Origin of the sequence: Amycolatopsis sp. NBC_00438 (assembly GCF_036026695.1) — a bacterium.
GTDB lineage: Bacteria > Actinomycetota > Actinomycetes > Mycobacteriales > Pseudonocardiaceae > Amycolatopsis.
In genome coordinates, this window is sequence record NZ_CP107923.1 from 3,987,709 (window position 1) to 4,011,596 (window position 23,888).

The 23,888-nt window shown below is 72.3% G+C and carries 18 protein-coding genes and 2 pseudogenes; 11 read left to right on the top strand and 9 right to left on the bottom strand.

All coding sequences use genetic code 11. The features are described from left to right. Positions 1–255 precede the first annotated feature (255 nt). Positions 256–633, bottom strand: coding sequence for an effector-associated constant component EACC1 (locus OG494_RS17655; protein ID WP_328457021.1), 378 nt, complete (start codon positions 631–633; stop codon positions 256–258). Positions 634–642: 9 nt separating this feature from the next. Next, a complete protein-coding gene (locus OG494_RS17660; RefSeq protein WP_328457023.1) occupies positions 643–4,119 on the bottom strand; it encodes a caspase, EACC1-associated type in 3,477 nt (1,158 codons plus the stop codon). A 316-nt stretch (positions 4,120–4,435) separates the two neighbouring features. Here OG494_RS17660 and OG494_RS17665 point away from each other — a divergent pair. From OG494_RS17665 to OG494_RS17675, 3 genes and pseudogenes are all read left to right on the top strand, one after another. Further along, positions 4,436–4,957: pseudogene (locus tag OG494_RS17665) on the top strand (FAD-dependent monooxygenase); the annotation flags it as partial. Positions 4,958–5,051: 94 nt separating this feature from the next. Next, positions 5,052–5,585 (top strand): FAD-dependent monooxygenase, encoded by a 534-nt coding sequence (locus tag OG494_RS17670; protein ID WP_328457025.1) that lies wholly within the window; start codon positions 5,052–5,054, stop codon positions 5,583–5,585. A gap of 15 nt (positions 5,586–5,600) precedes the next feature. Next, positions 5,601–7,256, top strand: coding sequence for a methyltransferase (locus OG494_RS17675; RefSeq protein WP_328457027.1), 1,656 nt, complete (start codon positions 5,601–5,603; stop codon positions 7,254–7,256). Between the two features lie 363 nt (positions 7,257–7,619). Here the strand turns inward: OG494_RS17675 and OG494_RS17680 are convergent, their stop codons facing one another. Next, complete coding sequence (locus tag OG494_RS17680) at positions 7,620–8,225, bottom strand: TetR/AcrR family transcriptional regulator (RefSeq protein ID WP_328457029.1); 606 nt, start codon at positions 8,223–8,225, stop codon at positions 7,620–7,622. Between the two features lie 472 nt (positions 8,226–8,697). Here OG494_RS17680 and OG494_RS17685 point away from each other — a divergent pair, with 472 nt between their 5' ends. The 3 genes and pseudogenes from OG494_RS17685 to OG494_RS17695 all read left to right on the top strand — a co-directional run bounded on the left by OG494_RS17685 (position 8,698) and on the right by OG494_RS17695 (position 10,507). Then, a complete protein-coding gene (locus tag OG494_RS17685) occupies positions 8,698–9,618 on the top strand; it encodes an SDR family NAD(P)-dependent oxidoreductase (protein WP_328457031.1) in 921 nt (306 codons plus the stop codon). A gap of 114 nt (positions 9,619–9,732) precedes the next feature. After that, a pseudogene (locus tag OG494_RS17690) lies at positions 9,733–10,233 on the top strand (hypothetical protein); the annotation flags it as partial. Between the two features lie 103 nt (positions 10,234–10,336). After that, complete coding sequence (locus tag OG494_RS17695) at positions 10,337–10,507, top strand: hypothetical protein (protein ID WP_328457034.1); 171 nt, start codon at positions 10,337–10,339, stop codon at positions 10,505–10,507. 102 nt (positions 10,508–10,609) lie between these two features. Here the strand turns inward: OG494_RS17695 and OG494_RS17700 are convergent, their stop codons facing one another. After that, complete coding sequence (locus OG494_RS17700; protein WP_328457036.1) at positions 10,610–10,747, bottom strand: hypothetical protein; 138 nt, start codon at positions 10,745–10,747, stop codon at positions 10,610–10,612. A gap of 161 nt (positions 10,748–10,908) precedes the next feature. Between OG494_RS17700 and OG494_RS17705 the strand changes: the two genes are divergently transcribed. The 4 genes from OG494_RS17705 to OG494_RS17720 are packed head-to-tail and all read left to right on the top strand — an operon-like array spanning position 10,909 to position 14,308. After that, on the top strand, positions 10,909–11,304 hold the full coding sequence (locus OG494_RS17705; RefSeq protein WP_328457037.1) for a GntR family transcriptional regulator: 396 nt from the start codon (positions 10,909–10,911) through the stop codon (positions 11,302–11,304). After that, the gene (locus tag OG494_RS17710) at positions 11,301–12,182 is read left to right on the top strand and encodes an ABC transporter ATP-binding protein (protein WP_328457039.1); all 882 of its coding nucleotides are present in this window, start codon (positions 11,301–11,303) and stop codon (positions 12,180–12,182) included. The genes OG494_RS17705 and OG494_RS17710 overlap by 4 nt, the downstream gene beginning before the upstream one ends. Next, entirely contained in the window at positions 12,179–13,168 is a 990-nt protein-coding gene (locus OG494_RS17715; RefSeq protein ID WP_328457041.1) for a transporter, read from the top strand. The genes OG494_RS17710 and OG494_RS17715 overlap by 4 nt, the downstream gene beginning before the upstream one ends. 21 nt (positions 13,169–13,189) lie before the next feature. Then, entirely contained in the window at positions 13,190–14,308 is a 1,119-nt protein-coding gene (locus tag OG494_RS17720) for an alpha/beta hydrolase family protein (RefSeq protein ID WP_328457043.1), read from the top strand. 51 nt (positions 14,309–14,359) lie between these two features. Here the strand turns inward: OG494_RS17720 and OG494_RS17725 are convergent, their stop codons facing one another. From OG494_RS17725 to OG494_RS17745, 5 genes are all read right to left on the bottom strand, one after another. Continuing rightward, the gene (locus OG494_RS17725) at positions 14,360–18,892 is read right to left on the bottom strand and encodes an RHS repeat-associated core domain-containing protein (protein WP_328457045.1); all 4,533 of its coding nucleotides are present in this window, start codon (positions 18,890–18,892) and stop codon (positions 14,360–14,362) included. A gap of 349 nt (positions 18,893–19,241) precedes the next feature. Next, positions 19,242–19,841, bottom strand: coding sequence for a TetR/AcrR family transcriptional regulator (locus tag OG494_RS17730; protein WP_328457047.1), 600 nt, complete (start codon positions 19,839–19,841; stop codon positions 19,242–19,244). Positions 19,842–19,868: 27 nt separating this feature from the next. Further along, positions 19,869–20,942, bottom strand: coding sequence for a hypothetical protein (locus OG494_RS17735; RefSeq protein WP_328457049.1), 1,074 nt, complete (start codon positions 20,940–20,942; stop codon positions 19,869–19,871). Then, complete coding sequence (locus tag OG494_RS17740; RefSeq protein ID WP_328457051.1) at positions 20,939–22,408, bottom strand: hypothetical protein; 1,470 nt, start codon at positions 22,406–22,408, stop codon at positions 20,939–20,941. The genes OG494_RS17735 and OG494_RS17740 overlap by 4 nt, the downstream gene beginning before the upstream one ends. 66 nt (positions 22,409–22,474) lie before the next feature. Further along, the gene (locus OG494_RS17745) at positions 22,475–23,344 is read right to left on the bottom strand and encodes an alpha/beta fold hydrolase (RefSeq protein WP_328457054.1); all 870 of its coding nucleotides are present in this window, start codon (positions 23,342–23,344) and stop codon (positions 22,475–22,477) included. Positions 23,345–23,434: 90 nt separating this feature from the next. Here OG494_RS17745 and OG494_RS17750 point away from each other — a divergent pair, with 90 nt between their 5' ends. Continuing rightward, entirely contained in the window at positions 23,435–23,887 is a 453-nt protein-coding gene (locus tag OG494_RS17750) for a MarR family winged helix-turn-helix transcriptional regulator (RefSeq protein WP_328457056.1), read from the top strand. Position 23,888 lies beyond the last annotated feature (1 nt).

Here is a 23,888-nt window from a genome sequence, read left to right on the forward strand (position 1 = left end):
CCGGTCCCCTTCCCAGGCGGTCGTGTATCGCCCGAACGGGGATTCCGGTTGCAGTCGGCTTGGGGAAATTAACCGTTTCGTGACCAGTTGCCCGAAGTACCGGACTCGGCGGACAGGCCGTCAGAGACCAACACCCTCGTGTCTCCGGCTCGCAGAACCGATGCCCCCGCCTGCACGACGGATGCGTCTCACGGCTTCGAGCCGTCCGGGCGCCTTGCGCACTCCGTACTTCTGCCGCCGCCTCGCCGGTGGCCGCTACTCGGACCGGACGTCCGGCAACGCGGGCGCCCTCACGATCTTCTCGGTCAGCTCCCGGACCCCGGCCGCGTCGAGGTCTTTCACGTGGGTGGCCTCGAGCGCGAACGTGGTGCCGTCCGGGCGGGTGCCGGTGATCTTCACCGCGCCCGTCCGGTGCCGGATCCAGGTGACGAGCACCGTCGCGATCGCGGTGGCGACGCCGCCGGGCGCGAGGGCGACCGCGAGGGCCTCGGGCAGTCCCGCGGCCAGGGTGCCCGGCGCCCCGGTCCCCCGGAGCACGCGGACGGCGAACCGGTCGTCGGCCGCCAGCCAGTCGTTCAGGGAGCTCAGTTCCCCGACGGGGTCGCCGGCGGTGATCCGGAGGGTCAGGTCCACAGTGGACTCCTATTCGGTGTGGTCGACGCCGATGGTCTGCGGCGGCTGCCCGTCGGCGTAGCGGACGATCGCGATCGTCCGGTGCGCCGGGGTGCCCTGTTCGGTGAAGCCGAGGTCTTCCTCGGCCCCGGGGACCGACAGCGGGCCCTGGAGGTTCGCCAGCTGGGCCGTGACCGCCCGCGCGTCCACGGCCTGCCCGCTCGACCGGGCCGCGGCGATCGCGGTGGTCAGCGTGGCCATCGCGTCGTGCTGGGAGACGGCCTCCCCGGTCGCGGCGCCGGCCTGGTCGAACCCGGCGCGGCCGAAGTCGTCCAGGTAGCGCTGGTAGCGGGCCGGGTTCCCGGGCCGCGGCCCGAGCGCCGACCAGCCCGCCGGGACGAACGCGGTGACCGTGATCCGCGCGGCCGCGAGCCGGGTCCGCCGCGCCGGGTCGAGGAGGCCGTCGCCGGGTTCCGGGGCGAGCACTTCGATCGGGCCGCAGTTGCGCGCGGCGAGCGTGTCGAGGAACCGGGTGAGGTCCTCCTGCTGCCCGGCGAAGAACGCGGAGGCGGGCCGCCCGACGCAGATCCCGTTGACGACGACGCCGAAGGTGGCGGGCACCTTGTTGCGGGAACCCAGGTAGCCGAAGACGTCCATCGACGCCACGTGCGGGCGGACCGCCGCCCGGATGTCGGCCGTCAGCGTCTGGGCGTAGAGGGCGCCGGGCCCGGTGTCGCCGACGAGCATCGCCGGGCGTCGGGTCCCCTGGGCCTGGACGTACCGGGCCATCGCCGCGGCCAGCTGCCGGTTGCTCGGCCGGACCCGGAGCAGGCCCGGGACGACGGGCTGGTCGAAGTTGTCGGCGGTGACGAGCCCGGCCACGACGGGCAGGCCGCGGTCGCTGAGGACGCGGGCACCGTCGAGGGTCTCCGCCGAACTGACACCCATGCCGATCACCCCCACCAGGGGTGCCGGGTCGGCGGTCATGGCGCCCAGCCGGCCGACCACCGGTTCCCACGCGCCTTCCGACGCCCCCTCGTTCGCCAGCACCAGCCGGACGTTCGCGCCGGCGCGGTTCGCCGCGAGCTGGGCCGTGTGGGCACCTTCCAGCTGACGTCGCATCGAGTCCACGGTGAAGATGCCGCCCTCCGCCACCGGGAACGGCGCCAGCAGGGCCACCGTGACGGCCGGGGTGCCGACGCGGTCGTTCTCGTGGGCGATCCGGCCCTCGACCGCGGCCAGTTCCGGCCGGAACACGTACGTTCCCGCCGTCACGCCGACACATTCGTCGCCGAAGGAGACACTGCTGGAGGTCTGCAGCCCGGCCGGGCACCCCTCCTCCGCCTGGAACACGCCCTGGTAGACCACGGCCGACGCACCGGCCACGGCCACGGCGGCGACGGCCACCGCGCGCCGCCGGCGGACCCGGCGGCGCCGGGCCGTGCTCGCGTCGAGGAACGCCCGCGACGGCGCGGGCAGCGGCGTGTCCCCCTGCTCGGCCAGCGCGCCGGCGACGGTCAGCTGGGTGCCCCGGTACAGCAGCCCGCGACGCCGGTTCTCGTCGTGCCACCGCTGCGCCGCCGTGGCCAGCCGCCGGCGCACCAGCAGTGACTGGCGGCCGTCTTCCAGCCACGTCCGCAGCCGCGGCCAGGCGCGCAGGACCGCGCTGTGCGCCAGGCCGACGGCGTCCCCCTCCGCCACCAGCAGTCCGCTCGCGCCCAGCGCGTCCAGGACGCGTCCGGCGGTCGGCCGGTGCTCCGGCGCGACCTCGCCGACCAGCGTGTCCCGCGCCACCAGCCGGCGGGTGATGGCCATGCCCTGCTGCACCGACGCCAGCCGCAGCGCCAGCGCGCGGAGCACCGCGCGACCGGATTCGTCGAGGGCGTCGTGCACCCGCTCGGCCGACGTCTCCACGGCGCGGGCGACGCGGCCGGCGTTCGCGTACCCGGTCACGGTGAGCAGGCGGCCCTGGCGCCGCGCCCAGGTTTCGCGCAACGCGTGCGACAACAGGGGCAGTACCTCACCCTGCTGCAGGTCGAGCTCGGTGCCCTTGTCCGCCGCGAGCGCCTCGGCCTGGTCCCGGACGTCCTGCAGCACGATCTGCGCCAGCCCGGCCTGCAGGGTCAGCCCGGCGGCCGCGGCGGGTGCCTGGACCGCGGTGGCGAGTTCGGCGCCCGAGAGCGGGCCGAGCAGGACCTGGTCGGTCTCGAGCGCGTGCCGCAGCCCGGGGTAGGCCAGGCAGTGCCGGTAGAAGTCGGCCCGCAGGCCGAGCACCACGACCGCGTCGCCCAGCAGCCCGTCGCCACCCGGTCCGGCCGTGAGGGTCTCCACGAAGCTGTCGCGTTCCTGCCGGTCGGCGCATTCGGTGAAGATCTCCTCGAGCTGGTCCACAACCAGCAGCAGGCGTTCGCTCCCGCGGCGGCCGGCCACGGCTTCGTACAGCGCCACCAGCGGCCGCGGCCCCGGCGTGAAGACGACGGGGTCCCGGGGCTCGGCACCCGCGGCGGCACCGGCGACCACCCCGGCGCGCAGGAGCGACGACTTGCCCACGCCCGAGGGCCCGACCAGCGTCAGCGGCGGATCGCCGGGCCGCGCCTTCGCGATCCGGTCGAGCAGCGTGCGCGTCTCGTCGGCGCGGCCGAAGAACCAGGGCGTGTCACGGGTGTCGAACGCGGCGAGCCCGCGGTACGGGCAGACGTCCTCGCCACCGGGGCCGGCCGGACGGGCGTCGGTTTCGGCTTCGGTTTCGGCGAGCCGGTACGCGGGGTTGAGCGCGAGGACGAAGCCGTCGGCCGATTCGGTCGCCAGGCGGCGCGGCCGGGGGAATCCGCGCGCGGGCAGCATTTCCCGCAGGTAGGTGTGCGCGTGCTGCAACGTCAGTTCGCGCGGGCCGTCGGGATCGCCCTCGGTCAGCAGCCGGATCAGCGCGCCGCCGAACGCGGTGTACCGCTCCCCCGGCGGCGCCAGCGCCGCCTCGTTGGCGCCGGCCGCCGTCAGCACGTAACCGCCGTGGATGCGCGAAAGGCCGGTCGCTTCGGGGCCGGCCGTGTCCCCCAGCGTCGCGAACGCGCGTCCGGAGTAGCAGCAGTCCAGGATCACGATCTTCACCCGGGCCGGGCTGGCCAGCACGGCGTTGCGCAGCTGGCCGTACGCGACGGCGGTGTGGGCCAGGTACCCGGCGCGCGTGTCGGTGGCGGCGGTGGCCAGGTACAGCTCGCCGTCGAGGCTGACCAGGCCGTGGCCGCAGAAGAAGACCACCAGCGCGTCCTCCGCGTGCCGGGTCTCCTCGGCCAGCGCGGCCCCGACGTCGAACGGCAGCGCCGGGTCGAGCAGGACCCGGACGTTCCCCGCCGCCATCCCGCACCGCTCGACCAGGACGGCGGCGAGGTCGGTCACCGTCGCCGCCACCGCCGGGACGCCGTCGAGCCCGGCCGCGCCGGAACCACCGGTCGCGCAGCCGGTCCCGATCAGGACGGCCCGCGAGCCCGCCGCGCGCAGCTCGGTCACGGCAGCTCGCGTCGGCTGGTTCGGCGTTCGCTCACGGACAGCTGTATCTGCGATCCGGAACCGCGCGTTACAAAAAAGAATTGCCGGGGACCACGTGTGACAAATTCGCGGGAAAAGCGGATTCGCCGGTCGGACTCGGCGTCGCTGTCCCGGCGGCCCGGGCCGCCGTCCTCTTCGGACGGACGATCCCCGTATGGGTGATCAATCGCGCCACGAGGTCCGACACGCGGGCCGCGCGCGCACGGGCCTGGTTAGGTCTGCCCCCGGGCGGCCCGAGCGGGCCGCCCGTCTTCGGGAAGGAACGGGCCGGGAACTCATGGCCGATCGGACATCGGTGCTCATCGTCGGCGCGGGACCGGCCGGGCTGGTGCTCGCCAACCTGCTGCGCGCCGCCGGGATCGACACGCTCGTCCTCGAACGCGGCGGCCGGGACCGGGTGCAGGCCCGGGCGCGGGCCGGGTTCCTCGGCGCGAACAGCGCGCGGGTGCTTACCGAGCACGGCCTCGGCGCCGGAATGCTGCGCGACGGCAGCACGCACGGCACCTGCGCCTTCCGCGACGACAGCGGCGAATTCGAGCTGCGGTACGACCGGCTCGGCCGCGGCGAGCAGCACACCGTCTACCCGCAGCACCGGCTCGTCACCGATCTCGTCGAGGAATACCTCGCCCGCGGCGGCGAACTGCGCTTCGGCGTGACCGTCACCGACGTCGACACCGAGACGGCGACCGTCCGCTTCCGCGACGACGACGGGCGCACCGGCGAGGTGCGCGCCCGGTTCCTCGCGGGCTGCGACGGCAGCAACGGCGTCACCCGCCGGGCCGTCCCGGCGCCCGCCCGCTGCGCCCGCGACCACGGCATCTCCTGGCTGGCCGTGCTCGCCGAGGCGCCCCAGAGCATGCCGGCGGTCACCTACACGCGGGTTCGCCGGGCACATGGCGCGCAGCCCGTCGGTGACCCGCTACTACCTCCAGGTGCCGCCCGGCGACGACGCCGCGGCCTGGACCGACGAGCGGATCTGGGCCGAACTGGCCGTCCGCATGCGCACCGGGCGGTTCGGCGAGCTGCGGCGAGGACCGGTCACCGAACGCCGGATCGTGCGCCTGCGCTCCGACGTCGTCGACCCGCTGCGGCACGGCAGGCTGTTCCTCGTCGGGGACGCCGCCAGCCTGATCAGCCCGTCGGCCGCCAAGGGCGCCAACCTGGCGATCATGGCGGCCGAGGTGCTGGCCGCCGCGCTCGCGGACGCGCTCCTGCGGGACGACGAGGACGCCCTCGCCGCGTATTCCCGCACCTGCCTGCCCCGCATCTGGCGGGCGCAGGAGTTCTCGCACTGGATGATCGGCCTCCTCCACGACCCGGCCGGCGGCGGGCCCTTCGGGTCCGCCCTGCGCCGCACCCGGCTCGACAACCTGCGCGAATCCCGCGCGCACCAAGACTTCTTCGCCGAGAACTACGTCGGCATCTGAGCAACAGGAGTGCCCATGACCGCGACGCTCGCCCCCGCGCTCGCCCCCGAGGACCTCGACCGCCTCACCACGGCGCGGGACCTCCTCCGCGTCAGCGACACCGCTTCGGTGCTCGCGGCGGCCCTGCCGTCGCTGCCCGCCGCCGAACGCGCGGCGCTGGCCGCGCACGCGCCCTTCTCGCACGTCGGCTTGCTCGTCTTCCCCGGCACGCTGGACGGCCTCGGCGAGGAACTCGCCCGCCACGGCTTCGAAACCGGGCTGATGAGCCACAGCGTCGTCGTCCGGGAGCGGATCGCCCGCCGCCACGGCGTGCCCGCCGAGGACCTGACGGTCGGCATCCTGCGCGCCCCGGTCACCGACCGCGCCGGCCGGCCGTGCGCGCTGGAGATCTTCGTCCTGGTCACCCCGCCGGAACTGGCGCACATCGCCGCCGACGAGCGCCGGCACGGCCGGGAAGACCACTTCGCGCTCGCCGTCCCCCGGGCCGACCCGATCGTCCTCAATGGACTCCGCGCGGCGATCGCCGGGCAGCTGCGCCCGGACGGCGGCGGCTACAACGGCCACGAAGACGCCACCGTGCTCTACTTCCGCGACGCGCACCACCCCGCGCCGGCCTACCGGCGGCTGGAACTGCTTTGCGCGGGCGAGTTCCCGCGGGTGCTCGCCGCGCACCGGCGCGAGTCCGAGCCCGGCACCGAACTGCTCGGGCTGCTGACCGGCGCCTGGGCCACCCAGGCCGTCTCGACGGCCGTCGAGCTGCGCCTGCCGGACCACCTGGCCACGACGGCCGACCTCGGCGCGCTGGCCCTGGCGACCGGCACCGACTCCGAGAGCCTGGGCCGGCTCCTGCGCTACCTGGCCACCCTCGGCGTCGTCCGCGCGACCGCCACGGGCCACGTGCTCACCGAGACGGGCACGCTGCTGCGCTCGGACGTCGAGGGCACCATGGCGGCGCTCGCCCTGATGTACGGCGGTCCGTTCTACCGGTCCTTCGCCGCGCTCACCGAGGCCGTCCGCACCGGCGACGAGTCGTTCGCGAAGGTCTTCGGCGCGCACCACTTCGCCCACCTGGCCGCGAATCCCGAGCTGGCGGACCTGTTCCACCGGTCGATGGCGGCCAGCAACGCGATGTTCGCCGAGCTCACCCGCGTCGTCGACCTCTCGGCCGCGCGTGTCGTCGTCGACGTGGCCGGCGGCAACGGCGCCCTGCTGTCCCGCGTCCTCGACGCCCACCCGGCGGTCACCGGCGTCCTCATGGACCGCCCGGAAGCCCTGGCCGTCGCCGGGCCCGCGCTGGAGAAGCACGCGACGCGCTGCACCCTCGTGCCCGGCGACTTCACCGAAGCCGTCCCCGCCGGCGGCGACGTCTACCTGCTGTCCCGCGTCCTGCACGACTGGGACGACGAGCGCTGCCACACCATCCTCACCACCTGCGCCGAGGGCATGCCCGGCGACGCCGAACTGCTGATCGTCGAGCGCCTGCTGCCCGAGGAGAGCGGGACCGCGTCCCTCGCGGTGCCGTGGGACATCCACATGCTGTGCAACGTCGGCGGCCGCGAACGCACCGAGTCCCACTACCGCGCGCTGCTGGCCGGTGCGGGTTTCGAGCTGACCGACGTCCGCCCGCTGGCGCTGGACGCCTACGTCCTGCGCGCGGGCAGGCTCCGGTGAGCGTCGCCGGGGCGTCGGACGCGGTCCGCTCCCGTCAGGCGGGTGTCAGCACGCCGACCACGACGTGCCCGCACCCCCGTCACGGCGCGTCCACCACCTGGCACGACCGGCCTTTCGGGGCTCTTCGCAGGTGAGGGTGTAGGGCTGGTGGGGGCGTCGGTGGCGGGGTGGCGGCCGAGGTCCTCCGAGGTCGGAAGTGGCTCACGCTGCCGATTTAAAGGACCTCGCCAGTGCACGAAAACTTGAGGTCGCCTGGCCGTGCCGCCAAGTGCCGGGCGCATGGATCTCGCAAGGTGCGTGGGGTCACGGTAGTACTCGGGGCTACTCGTCGGGCTCGAAGCGAGGCGCCGGCCGGGTTCGGGCTCAAGTCTGGACGGCAAGGGCAAGGAGGGTATCGATCGCGGTTTCGAAGGGGCGGCTGTTCCCGACCACCTGGGCGAGGAGAAGTCCACCTTCGAGCGTGGCGAGCAGAGTGATGGCGAGGTCGTCTGGGTCGATGTCGGACTGCAGCTCCCCATCGGCACGAAGGGATCTGAGTCCTTCGGCGATCGTGGCCGACCACTGGTCGAACCCTGCGGCGATCAGCGCTCGGGCTTCGGGGTCGGTCTCGGCGAGTTGACCGACGAGCGAGCCAAGTTGGCAGCCCCCCTTTGCCTTGGTTCTCCTCGCGGCGCTGATCACCATGTTCCGCCAGGCCTCGACTCCGTGCGCGCCGCTGAGCGCGATCCTGTTGCGACCGACGATGGAGTCGGCCTGATAGACGATGACCGCCTGGAGGAGCTCGTTCTTGTCGGGGAAGTAGTGGTACATCTGAGAGCCGCTGACTTCGGCCGCCACCTTGACGTCTTCCAAGGTGGTGTTCGCCACCCCGCGCGCATGGATCAGCGCGGCCGCAGCCTCCACTATCCGCGCCCGGGTGCGTGCCCCCTTGGGGGTCAGCCTCGGCCGGTCGATCGTCTCGTCGTTCATGCGCCCACACTAACAGATTCTGAGTTTGACAACCCAGTCCTGGGTCGGCATAGTGAGTCGTGCAACCCAGTTTCCGCGAGGAGAGGGCCGGGCAACGAGTGACGGACATAAGCGGCAATCTGCTCTGGTCACGGGCTCGACGAGGTGTCTGAGGCAACACCGTTGCCGCCGGCCCCGACACGCGACCGGATGACGGAAGCCGTCTCGGACGGGAGTGGGAAGCAGCCCGCAACGCTCGCGCCAGGAGGTGGCGTAGCCGAGCGTGAGGAACGCGTTGCGGCGGTCGTCTTCCGCGAGAAATATGCCCCTACTGCTGGTCGGACGGCCCACGAGCATGGAGGTGAGGTGATCGCCGCCGGTAAATGGGAAGTCCTGCACGGCGACGGCTCGCTCAGTTCAGGGGTGCTCGTGCGGTTTTCCGACCGTGACACGGCCCTGCACCCACACCCACAGACGAGAAGAAGGAATCCGAATGAGTGCGCTCCAAGGAAAGACGGTGCTCATCACGGGCGCCAACGCCGGACTTGGCAAAGAGGTGGCCCGGCAACTGGCATTACGTCCCGAGACTGCGCGGATCTACCTGGCGTGTCGGAACAAAGATCGGGCGATAGCGGCAAAGGCCGAGCTTGAAGTCGCGACGGGTCGGCGCATCTTCGACGTCGTCATCATGGACGTCGCCGACCTGGGGTCGGTTCGCGTAGGCATCGAGGCCATCGACGGATCCATCGACGCGCTGGTCATGAACGCTGGTGTCATCGGCCCGCAGTCGATGGAACTGACCGCCGACGGGGTCACCACCGTGTTCGCGACGAGCGTCCTTGGCCATGTCGTCCTCCTCGAAGGTCTCTTGGCCGAGGGCCGGCTTGGTGAGGTCGCGGTCTTCGCGGGAAGTGAAGCAATCAGGGGGGTCCCGAAGTTGCGGATGAAGGGACCCTCGTTCGTCTCGACCTCAACCGACGAACTCGCCACCGTCATCGACGGCAGCTACTTCGCCGGCGGGAAGCCCGACTTCAACCTCGCCTTCGGGCAGGCCAAGTACATCGGGGCGCTCTGGATGGGTTACCTGGCCCGCCGGCACCCCGACCACCGCTTCGTCACCGTGAGCCCTGGCAACACCACCGGCACCCAAGCAGCCAGTGACCTCCCATTGCCGATGCGCATAGCGGCCAAATACGTCATGCCCGCCCTGGGTCTCGCGCACAAACTTGACGTGGGTGCGAAGCGACTGGTCGACGGCGTCACCGATCCCGCCCTGTCGAGCGGCGCGTTCTACGCCAGCGCGGCCAACAAGCTGAACGGTCCCATGGTCAACCAAACAGACTTCCTCCCCAACCTGGCCAACCCGTCGTTTCAGGACCACGCCGACGAGGCCATCCACCGGTTCATTTCATGACGACTCGTCGGCCGGGAAACGTTCGACCTGGACCTCGACCGGCAATTCGTGGCCGCTACATCGAGGTCTCCCGCGGATGACGGTTCCTACGCCACCCACACGGAAGACCTCGACGTGCCCGACGCGACCGGTGTCGCTGTCGATGCACGCTTCGGCCATGCCGATCTGACGGCGTTCTGCCGTCTGGACGAGCTCGGGCTCGAAGTCACCGGGCAACACCACGAGTCCGACCGGGCGGTCTTGGCGTGCCGGGTCGTTGAGCCCGCCGACAGCGATGAGCGGTGGTGCCGGCGCCGCGGCTGCTACGTCACGGTGATCATCGACCTGACCGGCATCCGTTCCGGGACCGGGCCCACCCGGCTGCCCCGGCATACCGGCACCGGCCTGCTCGCGGACAAGCAGATCGACCGGCTCACCCGCCTGTTCGCCGACGACCGGCACGTCGAGGTCGAGGCCACCTGGGGAATCCACCAGCGGATGATCGCGGCCTACCGCGAACCAGACCGCGGCAAGGGCCGCCAGCTGATGAGTGCCCTGATCGCCTCCGTCGGTGCCGGCGTCCCCAAGACGCTGACCGAGGTCACCACCTTGGGCCGGACCCTAAAGAAGCGGGCCCCGCGCCGGTGTCACCGCGGCTCACCGATCCCGGGCCGGTCGAGAGGGAATCACCGGACCGAGCGATCGGAGACGGCCGCCCACCTTGGCTACCATGACGATCATGGCTGAGTTCGAGATCGGCGAGACCGTCCGGGTCACCGGCAAGACGATGTCGGGCAACGTCGGCACCGTCGTCCACTTCGACAGCAAACGCGACAAGTACCTGGTACGCGTCAGCGACGTCACCCAGAACTACTTTTCCGCGGCCGAGCTGGAGCGGTTTTCCGGCTGAGGATCGGCAGCGCGACCGGCTCCCGAACCACGTCGGGGCACCTTCTCGTGCGTGGTGATGAGGGTTCCGGTGCCGAGGTGCACCGCCGGTCCGCGTCAGGCCTCACTCCTCCGTGACGTCGTCGATCCGCCAGCCGGCCGGGGCCAGCGCACGCCGTGCGCGTTCCAGGCACACCAGGTGCGTCTCGTCCTCGGCCTGCGGCACGTCGTCCGCCGCCCCGGCCAGGCGAGACCCGTTCATGACGTCCGGCATCCGGCACCCCGTTTCGTTGCGCGGCAAGATCTTCCGATCACAACACAGAGCACCGTAGCGCCCGGGTCTCACTATGAGACACGGGGGCACTGGCGCCGGCGTCTCCTGTTTAGCTATAGTGCTAGTCACCTAGTTAAATGGAGTTGCCGATGATCGAATTCCACCTGGACGCCCGGTCGGGCCTGTCGCCGTACCAGCAGCTGGTCCAGCAGGTGCGGCACGCGCTGCGGCTGGGCCTGCTGAGCGAGGGAGACCAGCTCCCGAAGGTCAAGGACGTGGTCGCGGACCTCGCGATCAACCCCAACACGGTGCTGAAGGCCTACCGCGAGCTGGAGCACGACGGCCTCGTCTCGGCCCGGCCCGGCGTCGGGACGTTCGTGACGGGGACGCTCGGCAACGGCGTGTCGTTCGCGGCGATCGGACCGTTGCGCCGCGACCTCAACCGCTGGCTTTCCCAGGCCCGCAAGGCCGGTCTCGACGAAGAGAGCATCGAGGCCCTGTTGATGTCCACGTTTCGCGACTCCGCAAGAGAGGACATAGCGTGACCGTCCTGCGCGCCCAGGGACTGGGCAAGAAGTACAAGCGCGAGTGGGCGTTGACCGGCTGCACGCTCGAGATCGAAGCCGGCCACGTCACCGGGCTCGTCGGCCCCAACGGCGCCGGCAAGTCGACCCTGCTGAACATCGCCGCCGGCATGCTCGAACCGACCACCGGCACGATCGAGGTGTGCGGCGGGGTGCCCGGCAGCGGGCCGGACCAGCTGGCCAAGGTCGGGTACGTCGCCCAGAACACACCCGTCTACCCGGGTCTGACCATCGACGAGCACCTGCGGTTCGGCGCCCACCTCAACCCGCGCTGGGACGCCGCGCTCGCGACGAAGCGGATCGAGCGGCTCGGGCTGGACCCGAAACAGCCCGCGGGCAAGCTGTCCGGCGGCCAGCGCGCCCAGCTGGCCCTCACCCTCGGCCTCGCGAAGCGTCCCGAGCTGCTGCTGCTCGACGAGCCGGTCGCCGCGCTCGACCCGTTGGCGCGCCGGGAGTTCCTGCAGGTCCTGATGGAGGCGGTCGCGGAGGACGGGCTGTCCGTCGTGATGTCCTCGCACCTGGTCAACGACCTGGAACGGGTCTGCGACCACCTCGTCGTGCTGGTGGCGTCCCAGGTCCGGGTGATGGGTGACGTCGACGAGCTGCTCGCCACGCACCACCGCCTGTCCGGGCCGCTGCGCGACGTCGGCACCCTGCCCGCGGACCAGCACGTCGTCTCCGCGACGCACACCGACCGCCAGACCACGGTGCTCGTCCGCACCGAAGCGCCCATTCTCGATCCCGTGTGGACGGTCGGGCACCTCAGCCTGGAGGACCTCGTCCTCGAGTACATGAGCAACCCGGCCGCCGCTCGTCCCGCCCTGGAGGTGCTCCGATGACCTGGTTGGCCTGGCGCCAGATCCGCGTCCCCGCGCTGGCGGTGTTCGCCGCGCTGCTCCTGATCGCCGTGATCCTCGCGATCACCGGCCCGGACCTGGTGGGCCGCACGAACTTCTCGGACCAGGACACGCTGTTCGGCGGCACGATCCTCGCGCTGTACCTGCTGCCCGCGGCCATCGGCCTCTTCTGGGGCGCGCCGATGATCACGCGCGAGCTGGAGCACGGCACGCACAACCTGGTCTGGAACCAGACGATCACCCGCAAGCGGTGGCTCACGACCAAGCTCGTGGTCGGCGTGCCGGCCGCGATGGTGGCGGCCGGGCTGCTGAGCCTGGCGGTCACGTGGTGGGCGTCCCCGATCGACGCGCTCGCGAGCACGCAGACCGACGGCGAAACGCTGTCCCGCATCTCGCCGGTGGTGTTCGCCGCGCGCGGCATCGTCCCGATCGGATACGCGGTCTTCGCGCTCGTGCTCGGCGTCGCCGTCGGGATGGTGCTGCGGCGGACCGTGGCCGCCATGGCCGTCACCCTCGTCGTGCTCGCCGCCGTGCTGATCGCGGTCCCGTTGTACGTGCGCCCGTACCTGCTGCCCGCGGTGCAGCAGGACGTCTCGATCGCGGACTCGGACATCACGAACATCTCCGGGAACGGCGACGGGGTGGTCGAGGAGATCGGGGTGAAAACCCCGGCCGGCGTCTGGCTGCTGGCCGACGAAACCGTGGACCCGGCCGGGAACGTCGTCACGCCCCTGCCCGACTTCGTGCAGAACTGCATGCCGAGGCCGGGAGGCAAGGGCGGCCCGCCGGACCCCCGCGGCGTCGACGCCTGCATGACGCAGCTGGACACGCACGGCTACCACCAGCGCCTGACCTACCAGCCGGGTTCCCGGTTCTGGCCGCTGCAGTGGCTCGAACTGGCGTTGCTGCTCGCCCTTTCGGCGCTGCTCACCTGGTTCAGCTTCCGGCGCATCCGCCACCTGTCCTGACCCGATCCCACTGGGGGAACCATGCGCACACTCGTTGTCGCCACCGCGTTGGGCCTCGCGTTGTCCGCGGCACCCGCCGCGGCGAGCACGACGCCGCACCTGCCCGGACCGACCGGGTCCCGACCGGTCGGTGTCACCTCACTGTCGCTTGTGGACACGTCACGGCCGGATCCCTGGGTGCCGTCGGTGCCCTACCGGGAGCTGATGGTCTCCGTTTTCTACCCGGCGACCTCGGCACACGGGCCGACGAAGCCGTACATGACCCCGCTGGAGTCCGAACGCAACCTCGAACGCGAAGGCATTCCCGGGCTGCCGCTGGACGTCCTGAGCACCGTGCGGACCAACGCCGTCGTCGACGCGCCGGCGGCCGGCCGGCGCCACAGCCTGCCGATGGTCGTGCTGTCACCGGGCTGGACCCAGCCCCGCGCCGTGCTCAGCGGCCTGGCCGAGGACCTGGCGAGCCACGGCTACGTCGTGACCGTCATCGACCACACCTACGAGAACCGCGCCACCACCTTCCCCGACGGCCACGTCACCGGCTGCGCCGCCTGCGAGGTCGACGACCAGCCGGGGATCTGGGAAAAGGTGGCGGGGACCCGGGCGGCCGACACGTCGTTCGTGCTGGACGAGCTGATCGGCCCGCACCCGAAGTGGCGCGGCAGCGCGCTCGTCGACCCGCAGCGGGTCGGCATGGCCGGGCACTCCGCGGGCGGCGCGAACACCCTGCAGGCGATGCTCGCCGACCCGCGCATCCGGGCCGGGATCGACATCGACGGCTCGACCCACGTCCCGCTGCCCGCGTCCGGGCTCTCCCGGCCGTTCCTGTTCCTGGGCAGCATGGACAACTACACCCCGGGCACGCCGAACCCGTACGACGACTGGGAAACCGACTGGCCGCACCTGACCGGCTGGAAGCGCTGGCTCATGGTGTCGGGCACGGTGCACAGCTCGTTCACCGACCTCGGCGTGCTGGCCGACCAGCTGGGCGTCGACATCGGCGCGTCGATCGAGGGGACCCGCGCGCTGGCGATCACGCGGGCCTACGCCGGGGCGTTCTTCGAGCAGCACCTGCGCTGCCGGACCCAGCCCCTGCTGGCCGCGCCGTCGCCCGCCTACCCGGAGGTGAGCTTCATCCGCTGACGGGAGCGAGGGCCGGCCCCGGGCCTGGGGGCCGGGGCCGGCCCGTCTCCGTCAGCGGATGGGGTTCGGCGTGATGTCCTGGGCGAACAGGCCGCCGTTCGAACTGCCGACGTGCACGTGGTAACCGCGGCCGCCGACGTTCACCGTGATGTGCGGGCGGGGGTCGGCGCCACCGGCCGCGCCGCCCAGGCCGCCCTGGTGGATGCCCGCCGTCTGCTGCCAGCCGCGGCCTTCCTGCATCTGCTTGAGGAGTTCCTTCGCCCGGCGTGAGCCCTCCCCGCGCCCGTTGGCGAGGTTCTCCAGGATGCCGACGAACTTCTTGTCGCTGATCTCGGTGACCGGGACGTTGGCGTTGCCGTGGAACACCGGCTGGCCCGGCCGGTTGTTGGCCAGCACCGGGTTGTTCGCCTTGCCGCCCTTGCACTTCCCGCCCTTGAGGCCGACCGGGTCGAGCCAGCCGGTCGGGTTGCGCACGTAGGCGTGCGGGTTGGTGCCACCGCCCAGCCCGATCGGGTCCGGGCTGATGTAGCGCCCGGTCTCCGGCTCGTAGTACCGGTTCACGTTGTAGTGCAGGCCCGTCTCGGCGTCGAAGTACTGGCCGGGGAACCGCAGCGGGGTCGGCGACGCGCTCGCGGTCCCGACCCCCCACAGCGACTGCGTCGAGTGCCAGGCGAGCTGCCCGGCCTCGTCCACCAGCTCGGCCGGGCTGCCGACGAGGTCGGCGACGACGGCGTGGAACCGCTCGTCGAGCGTGCCGTCCGCGCCGTGCCGGCGGTCCAGCACGCTGACCGGCACCGGCCGGTCCTGCTCCCAGTCCCACGTCGTGGTCCGGGACGGCACACCCGCGGTCGTGACGATCTCCTCGGCCGGCAGCACGCCGTCCCAGACGAAGACGGTCTCGGCGGCCGTCTCGCCGGCCGGGTCGAGCAGGCGCTTGGCGACCCGGCGGCCCAGCGCGTCGTAGGCGTAGCGCCAGACCCACCCGTCCGGCGTCCGCACCTGGACGAGCCGGTCGTCCCCGTTCCAGCCGAACGTCCAGCTGGCCTCGGTGCCGGGCTGCTGCCGCCAGGTCAGGCGGCCGTGCTCGTCGTACCGGTAGCCCACCTCGCCGGCCCGCTGCAGCAGCGTGCCGGCGTACTCGCGGACGCCGCCCGCGGGGTGCGCGCCCCACTCCGCCGCGGTGACGTTGCCGGCCTGGTCGTAGGCGTAGCGCTCGGCGCCGCCGGGCCGGCGCAGGCCGGTGATCCGGCCCAGCCGGTCGAGGTCGAAGTCGGTGCGCCCGGCGAGCAGGTCGTCGACGCCGGCGAGCACGTCGTCCGCCCGGTGCTCGTAGGCGCGCCGCTGCAGCGGGTGGCCGCCCTCGGCCGTGAGGACCTGTTCGACCAGCCGGTCGTTGGCGTCCCACGCCTGGGACAGCGTCGTCCGGCCGAAGACGCGGCCGATCTCCCGGCCGGCGGCGTCGTAGGCGAACCGGATCGACCGGCCGGCCGTGACCAACCCGGTCGGCGCGCTCGCCGCGTCGTAGGTCCAGGTGCTTTCGACGCCCGACGCGGTGCGGCGGGCGGTCCGCAGGCCGCTGCGGTCGTAGGCGGACCGGACTTCCCGCCCGTTGCAGGTCTCGGCCACGACCCGGCCGAGCGCGTCGTAGGTCAGGGTGAGGTCGGCGTCGGCGGTCACCGCGCGCACCAGCCGGCCGGCGGCGTCGTAGGCGTAGGTGGTGACGTCGTCGCCGTACCGCTTGCCGGTCAGCCGGCCCAGCGCGTCCCAGGTGTAGGTGGTGGGTTCGCCGCCCTTGCTGCTCTCGAGCAGCTGCCCGGCCGCGTCCCGGACGTAGGTGACGACCCGGCCGTCGAAGTCCGTCTCCCCGACCACGCGCCCGGCGGCGTCGTAGTCGATCCGCCACTGGGCGCCGCTCGCGTTGGTGACCGAGACGAGGCGCAGTTCGGTGTCGTAGGCGAACCGGGTCCGGCTGCCGTCCGGGGCGATCTCGCACACGGGCAGGTCGAACGGGCCGAAGTCGGTCCGGGTCACCGCGCCCGCGGCGTCGGTCCGCTCGACCGCGTTGATCTCGCCGTCGTAGGTGAAGCGCTCCACAGACCCGTCCGGCGCGACGCGCTTCCACAGCTCGCCCTCGACCGTCCAGGCGAGGTTCGTCGTGTGCCCGGCCGGGTCGGTGATCGACACGACGCGGCCCAGCGGGTCGTAGGCGTAGGCCGTGCGGCCGCCGGCCGGGTCGAGGACCGTCAGCGGCTTGCCGAGCGCGTCGCACTCGACGCCGGTGCGCCGGCCTTCCTCGTCGGTGAACGTCGTGAGCGCGCCGCGCGGGCCGTAGCCGTAGCGGCGGACCCCGCCCGCCGGGTCGGTGGCCGCGACGAGCCGGCCTCCGGCGTCGTAGGCGTACGTCCAGGTCGCGCCGCCGGGTTCGACCGTGGCGGCGGGGCGGCCGCGCCCGTCGTAGCGGACGCCGCGGACGCTCCCGTCCGGCAGGGTTTCCGACGTGCGCAGGCCCTGTTCGTCGTAGCCGTAGCGGGTGACGCGGCCCAGCGCGTCGGTGTAGGCAAGCAGGCGGTCGTGGCGGTCCCACTCGTAGGCCGTGACGCCGCCGAGCGGGTCGGTCTCGCGGACGAGCTGGAACTCCTCGTTGAGCTCGTAGGTGGTGGTGTGCCCGAGCGAGTCGGTCGCGCGGTTGACGCGGTTTTCCTTGTCGTAGGCGAAGGTGTAGCTGAGGAACCCGCGCGGGCCGGTGCCGCGCACGCAGCGGTCGAGCTCGTCGTAGGTGAAGCCGTAACCCCAGCCGTTGCGGTCCTGCCAGCCGGTGATGCGGTCGCTTTCGTCGTAGGCGAACCGGTACGGCCGCCCGGAGGAGTTGACGACCTCGACCAGGTGCGCCCGGTCGTCGTAGCTGAAGCGGGCGAGCGTCACGCCGGCCGAGGCGAACTCGGTGACGCGGCCGTCGACGGTGGTGACGGCGATCCGGTGCCCGGCCGAGTGCCGGACCTCGCGCAGCACGCCGTGCTCGTCGCGATCGAAGTCGATCCGGTTGGCGTCGGCGTCGGAAATCGCGCTCAGCCAGCGGACCGCGCCGCCGGTGGCGAAGTGCAGGGTGCGGCCGCGGTCGGGCTGGGCCAGGAGGTACTCGTCGCCGAGCCGCCGCAGCGGCCACCGCGGGCCCTCCACCGGGGTGACGCCGTCGGCGCCCGGCACCGGGAAGATCAGCAGGGTGCCGTCTTCGGCGGCGAAGTCGACGCGGTCCGCGCCGAACTCCAGGCGCTGGTCGGCGGTCGACGCCCAGGACCGTCCGAAGTGGACACCGCTGCGGTAGCCGGAGAAGTGGCTGCGGTCCAGCACGAGCGCCAGCACGCCGTCGATCTCGACGTCGGTCTGGGCGAGCATCATCCGCCCGGTCGTCATGTCGATCGGGTCACCGCTGCCCGGGCGGCAGTCGATCGGGGTCGAGTTCTCCTTGGGGGCGTTGTTGTCCTTGGACAGCCCGCCGTCCTTCGGCTTGCCGCCGTCGCCCTTCGGTCCGCCGTCCGGGCCCTTGCCGCCGCCGGAGGGTGTGGTGCCGCCGTTGGACGACGGGGTGTCGTCGGGTCCCTTGGACGCCGGGGGCGGGTCCGACTTCGGCGGCGCGTCGGGGCCGCCACCCTTGGCCCCGGAGGTCGAGGTGCCGTCGCCCTTGTCCCCGGAGGGGCTGGTGGAGTCCCCGCCCTTGGGCGGCGGGTCGGTCTTCGGTGGCGGCGCGTCCGGCCCGCCCTTGCCCTTGGGGCCGTCGAGACCCTTCGGGTTGCCCTTGATGTCGATGCTCTTCGGCGGCGGAGCGGCCTTACCCGGCTTGATGTTCCGCAACGCCTTCGCCGCATCCGAGAACAGGTCACCCGCGCGCTTGAGCAACGGCACCAGCGCCTTCAACGCCGTGACGAGCCGCTTGACCAGGTCGGCGATCTTGGACGCCGTTTTCGCCACCGCGCCGATCACCTGCGGGACCACCCACGTCAGGCCGATGCCCAAGGTGAACACGACCTGGAGTGCCCAGCTGATCAGGTGCCCGATCAGCTCGGCGATGATGTCGCGCACCAGGGCGCGTACCGCGGCGACGACTTCACCGGCGGTCTTCACACCACTGGAAGCGCCTTCACAGCCCTTCTGCGCGGTGTTCAGCAACGTCACCGTGTCGTCGGCGCGCTGGCGGTAGCTGTCCCCGGCCGGGCCGGTCCAGGACACGGTGTCGGCCTTGACCATCCCGGTCAGGTCCTCGCCGATGCTCCCCAGCTCCGTCGCGATGTTCTTCCAGGTCTCCGACTGCGCGGCGATTTCGTCGGCGTTGCCCGTGAGCCCGTTGAGGGCCTCCTTGAGCGGACCGACGTGCTCCATCAACCAGCCGACCCCGGCCGCGAGGACCGCGCCGAACGGGTCCATCGCCATCGACAACGCGTCCAGCGCGGTGCCCACCGCGCCCATCGCGACGGAAGCCCAGTCACCCGACTCGATCGCGGACTTCAGGTCGGCCGCCGACTCCAGCAGCGACACGCCCGAATACGCCTTTGTAGAGTCCTTGGTCTCCGCGACCAGCGGATTCGCCACTACACAACCATCCTTGCGCTTCCAGCGGGGTGCCCGGCTCCGGGTGACCCGAGCACGGTACCGGAAGCCGCCAAGGCGTTCGAACACGTCCGGGTGAACCGGTGCCGGACGGGCGCGATCATTGCCCGTTCGACCTTTTCGCTGACGGCACGCACTCGCGCGGGTACTTTCCGGCCGCACCCGACCTCGCGTGGGGGCGTAGCGCCTGCCGCCGCCGGAGGCCGAGACTTCGCACGGCCTGCCGGCTCCGCCCGCGCGACCAAGATCGTCGGCGGATCCAGCGGTCCGGCCGGGCGCCCCACGCCGGGTCCCCGGCGGCCGCGACCACCCGTTCCGGCGTCGGACGGCGCTACCCGCGCAGTGCCGGGCCGAGCCAGCGGCGGACGAGCGCCCGCAGCTCGTCGTCCGTGGGCGCGGACGCCGACGGGTACTGCAGGAACGACAGGAACAGCCGCATCAGGATCTCGGCCAGCCCCTGGAGGTCGTCGTCGGATTCGACGCCGGCGGCCGCCCAGTCGACCGGGACGTTGCGCAGGATCCGCGCACCGGCCGAGAAGGCCGGCTCGGATGTGACGCCGGCGGTGAAGAACTCGCCTTCGCCCGCCTGCAGGAGCAGGCCGAGGTAGGGCTCGTGCGGGACCGTCCGGACCGCGAACACCACCGATTCCACGGCGGCTTCGGCGGCCGTGCCGAACGAAGCCAGGTGCCGTTCCATCCGCCCGGCGAACTCCTCGACGCCGGCCAGGCCCACGGCGCGGAGGATGTCCTTCAGGCCCGGGAAGTACCGGTAGACGGTCTGCCGCGTCACCCCGGCCTCGGCGGCGACGTCGGAGAGGCTGGTCTTGGCGAGCCCGGCCCGGTCGAGGCACGCCGTCGCCGCTTCGACGATCCGGCGGCGCGCCTCGTCCTCGGTGCCGGGCGGGTTGCCCCGCCAGCCGTGGTACCCCATGCGCCCATCTTCCCCGAGCCGGCCGGCTCAGACGGGAGCAGGTCGCCGGGCGCGCCGGAGCACGGCCGGCAGCAGGACCGCCGCCGCGACGAAGCAGGCGAGCGCGTAGAGCCCGCTCCCGATCGGCGTGCCGTCGCGGGTGACGCCGTCGGCCGCGGCGAAGTACGCCGGCAGGGCACGGATCCAGCACACGGCCAAACCGCCCAGGTAGACGGCGGGATAGATCCGCACGAAAGCGGACAGCGGCTCGGGATCCCCTCGCCGGACCGAGAGAATCCAGGCGCCGGCCGCCCACAGCAGAGCCAGCTCGACGCCGAGGACCCAGGCCTGCGCCGGGATGTTCCCGGTGAAGAGGCTCGACGGGAGCCCGCCGAGCGCCATCGTCAACGGCGTCAGGACACCCGCCACGAGAACGCGCCACACCAGCGACCACCCATGTCGCGGGCCGCCGCCGGCCAGCCGCACGACGAGATACGTCAGGCCGCCCATCGAAACCGAGGCGAACAGCAGCATGCTCGTCATCGGCACCGCCGCCAGCGCGGGGTGGTCGACGAGGTTGTTGCCCGGGTTCCACGCCCACCACTTCAGCTGCGGGCCCAGCTGGTCGAAGACCTCGTAGAACACCTGGCACACGAACGCGACGGCCACCGACGCGAGCAGCGGGCCCCGGCGCCGGAAGACCCCGAGCGTCCGCACGAGCTCGTAGGCGAGCTGGCTGATCACCGGGTAGAACGCGATGATGTAGAGCGGCAGCCGGTCCCCCATGAACTGCACGGTGAACAGGTTGTGGGCGAAGATGAAGCCGTACACCTTGTCGAGGCCGAACCACTCCGGGAAGTACAGCGGCGGTTCCGTCACGAAGAGGTAGACCAGCGAAGCCCACCACAGCGCCAGGTTGACCGGGTCACCGGCGCGGTGCCGACGCAGCGCGTGCACCAGCGCGAACACCGCGCCGCCGACGACGAGCACCTCCAGCAGCGGCATCGTCGGATCGGCCAGGTCCCAGGGGAAGCGGACCGAGACCACCGGCGAGACGTCGTGGCAGTCGAAGCCGAGGCCGCGCGTGACGGCCTCCGCGTCCGGCCCGCAGCCGTCGCTCACCGGGCGCCGGCCGGCGCCGCGGCCGGCGAGTAGTCCGTCGCCGGCGGCTCGGCCTGGGGATCGAAGCCGAAGGGCACCCGGTGCCGCCCCAGCGCCGCGCGCAGGCGGTAGCGCGCGAGCCCCGCGAGCACCCGCGGGTTCCGCAGCATCTCCCCCAGCGACTCGTCGAGGTTGAACACCTTGGCGAAGTGCTCGTCGACGACCTCGTACTCGCGGGCGGCCCCGACGATGAGGCTGAACGCCGGCGCGGACAACGCCGCGACGAGCCGGCGTCGCCACTCCGGCGGCTTCTCCGTGCCCACGGCACACGCGTAGCCCTGGTCCCGGGCCATCGCCAGGGACCACGGCACGGCGAGCAGCTTGCGTTGCGCGGCCAGGAACCGCGTCACGAACCCGGCGTCGAGCTCCCGGGCGCGGGAAAGGTGTTCGCGCAGCAGCAACGCCGAGCCCGCCGCGGAGCTGATGCCCTGGGCGTAGAACGGGTTGAACGCGCAGATCGAGTCGCCGACGGACACCAGCCCCTTCGGCGGCGCGGGCAGGCGGTCGTAACGACGCCACTTGTTGCCCGTCGAGCGGGTCAGGTGCACCTCCGAAGTGGGCGCGCAGCGGTCCATCGCGGCGGCGAACAACGGCGTCCGCACGCGGCGGGCCGTCTCGGCGAACGCGTCGGTCGTGCGCGGCATCTCGAGGCCCCACGAGCCCATGCAGGCGATGACGCGGTCGCCTTCGATCGGGAAGAAGTTGACCAGGTAGTCGTGTTCGGCCGGGTGCGCGCCGCGGTCCGGCGTCGGCATGATCACCAGGTGCCGCCACCACCAGGACGCGGGCCGCTCGGCCGGCGCGGGCAGGTCGTACCAGCGTGAGGTGTAGGTGACCTTGGCGTCGAGCGTCCGCACCTCGGCCTCGGGCCAGCCCGCCGCCACCAGCCAGGCGCCGACCGACGAGCCGCGGCCGAGCGCGTCGACCACGAAGTCGGCGTCGAGGCGCTCCTCGCCGCCGGACGTGGTGAAGGTGACGCCGGTGATCGCGCCGTCGCGGCTGGTCAGGCCACGCACCGCGGCGCCTTCGCGGATGACGACGTTCGCCAGGCCGCGCACCTTGTCGCGCAGCACGCGCTCGATGAGGATCCGCGAGCTGTAGATCATCGTCATCGCGCTGCGCTTGCGCGCCGACCAGCCCTCGCCGTCGAGGTAGGCGGCGTCCAGGGACGGCATCAGGTGCAGTCCCCCGGCGGCGACGAGGTCGTCCTCGAAGCCGGGGAACAGCGCCCCGATCGCGCGGCGGCCCGAATTGAGCAGGAAGTGCGGGTGCTTGCTCTGCGGCACGCCGCGGCGGTGCTCCGCCTCGGCCGGCAGTTCGTCGCGTTCCAGCACCAGGACCTGGTCGAAGTACGGGGCGAGCGCCCCGGCGCTGCACAGACCGGCGGCGCTGCCACCGAGGACGACGGCGGTCTTGCCGAGCCGCATGCGGATCAACTCCCAGCGTCATTCATACAAACGGACATCGAATGTATGAATGACGCGAGGCGTGTGTCAAGGGACCGGCGAACCCTCGACGTCGCGGTAGAAGCGCAGCATCGCGTCCGCGAGCCGCCCGGGTGCCGCCATGGCCACGTAGTGCCCGACGCCCTCGAACGCCACGGCCGTCACGTCCGCCGCGACCTGCCGCATCGTCGACGACAAGAACTCGCCCGAGCGTCCGCTGACCGCGAGCACCGGGATCTCGAGCTTCTCTTTCGCCAGCTCACGGATCTCGTCGCCTTCGCGGAGCATCGACCGGTAAAGACCGCTCGCGCCCCGGAACGCGCCGGGCCGGGCGTACGTGCGGGCGAGCTCGTCGATGTCGGCGTCGGTGAACGCCTCCGGCGTGGCGTTGAGCGCCGGAATGGCGTACTCGGCGAGGAATGCCCGCTCGCGCCCGGCCAACAGCAGCTCGGGGATCCCCGGCGCGACGAGCACGCCGATGTGCCAGGCACCGCCGCGGGTGACGTCGGCCAGCGCCTCGACGCCGAACCCGGGCAGGCCGGTCTCGATGGCCGCGTAACTGCGCACCAGCTCCGGACGCGTGGCGGCGAGCCGGAACGTCGTGCCGCCGCTGACGTCCTGGCCGGTCAGGTGGACGGGACCGAGGCCCAGCTCCACGACCAGGGCACCCAGGTCGTTCGCGGCGGTGACGCTGTCGTGGTCGTCACCCGCGACGGCGGAGTCGCCGAACCCGCGCAGGTCCACGGCGATGACCCGATGGTGCGCGGCGAGCAGCGGGATCAGCTTGTGGAAGACCCACCAGGACTCGGGAAAGCCGTGCACGAGGAGGACGGGCGAACCGGTCGCGCCCGCGGCGGCGTAGTGCAGTTCGGTGCCGTTGACGCGCACGCGGTGGTGCTCGACGCCGGGGAGATCCATGAGACTCCTTCATCGGTTGGACAAGTTACTTGTCTAACCTACAGATAGACAAGCCCCTTGTCCATAACGTCGGCTGTCTATGCTTTGCCCATGGAGCGATCCTCGGGTGCCGAGCTGGCGCTCCTGCTGCTGCGCGGGTTCCGGTCGATGGTGGACGACGTCTCGATCGAGCTGGCCGACCACGGGCACCCGAGGGTCCGCCCCGCCGTCGAGTTCGCGCTGCGCGCGGTCGACACGGGCGCCGACACCGCCTCGGAACTGGCCCGGCGGCTGTCGGTCACCAAACAGGCGGCGGCGCAGCGGATCGCCATCCTCGAGGACCTGGGTTACGTCGAGCGCGAAGCCGACCCGGCCGACGCCCGCCGCAAACGCCTGCGGGTCACCCCGCACGGCCACGAGCTGATGCGCATCGGCGGCACCCTGCTGGACCACGTCCGCGACCGCTGGGCGGCCGAGATCGGCCCGGCCCAGCTGGCGACCCTCGAAGCGCACCTGACCCGCCTCACCGCGGGGACGACCCCGGTCGTCGACGCACCCGAGTAGC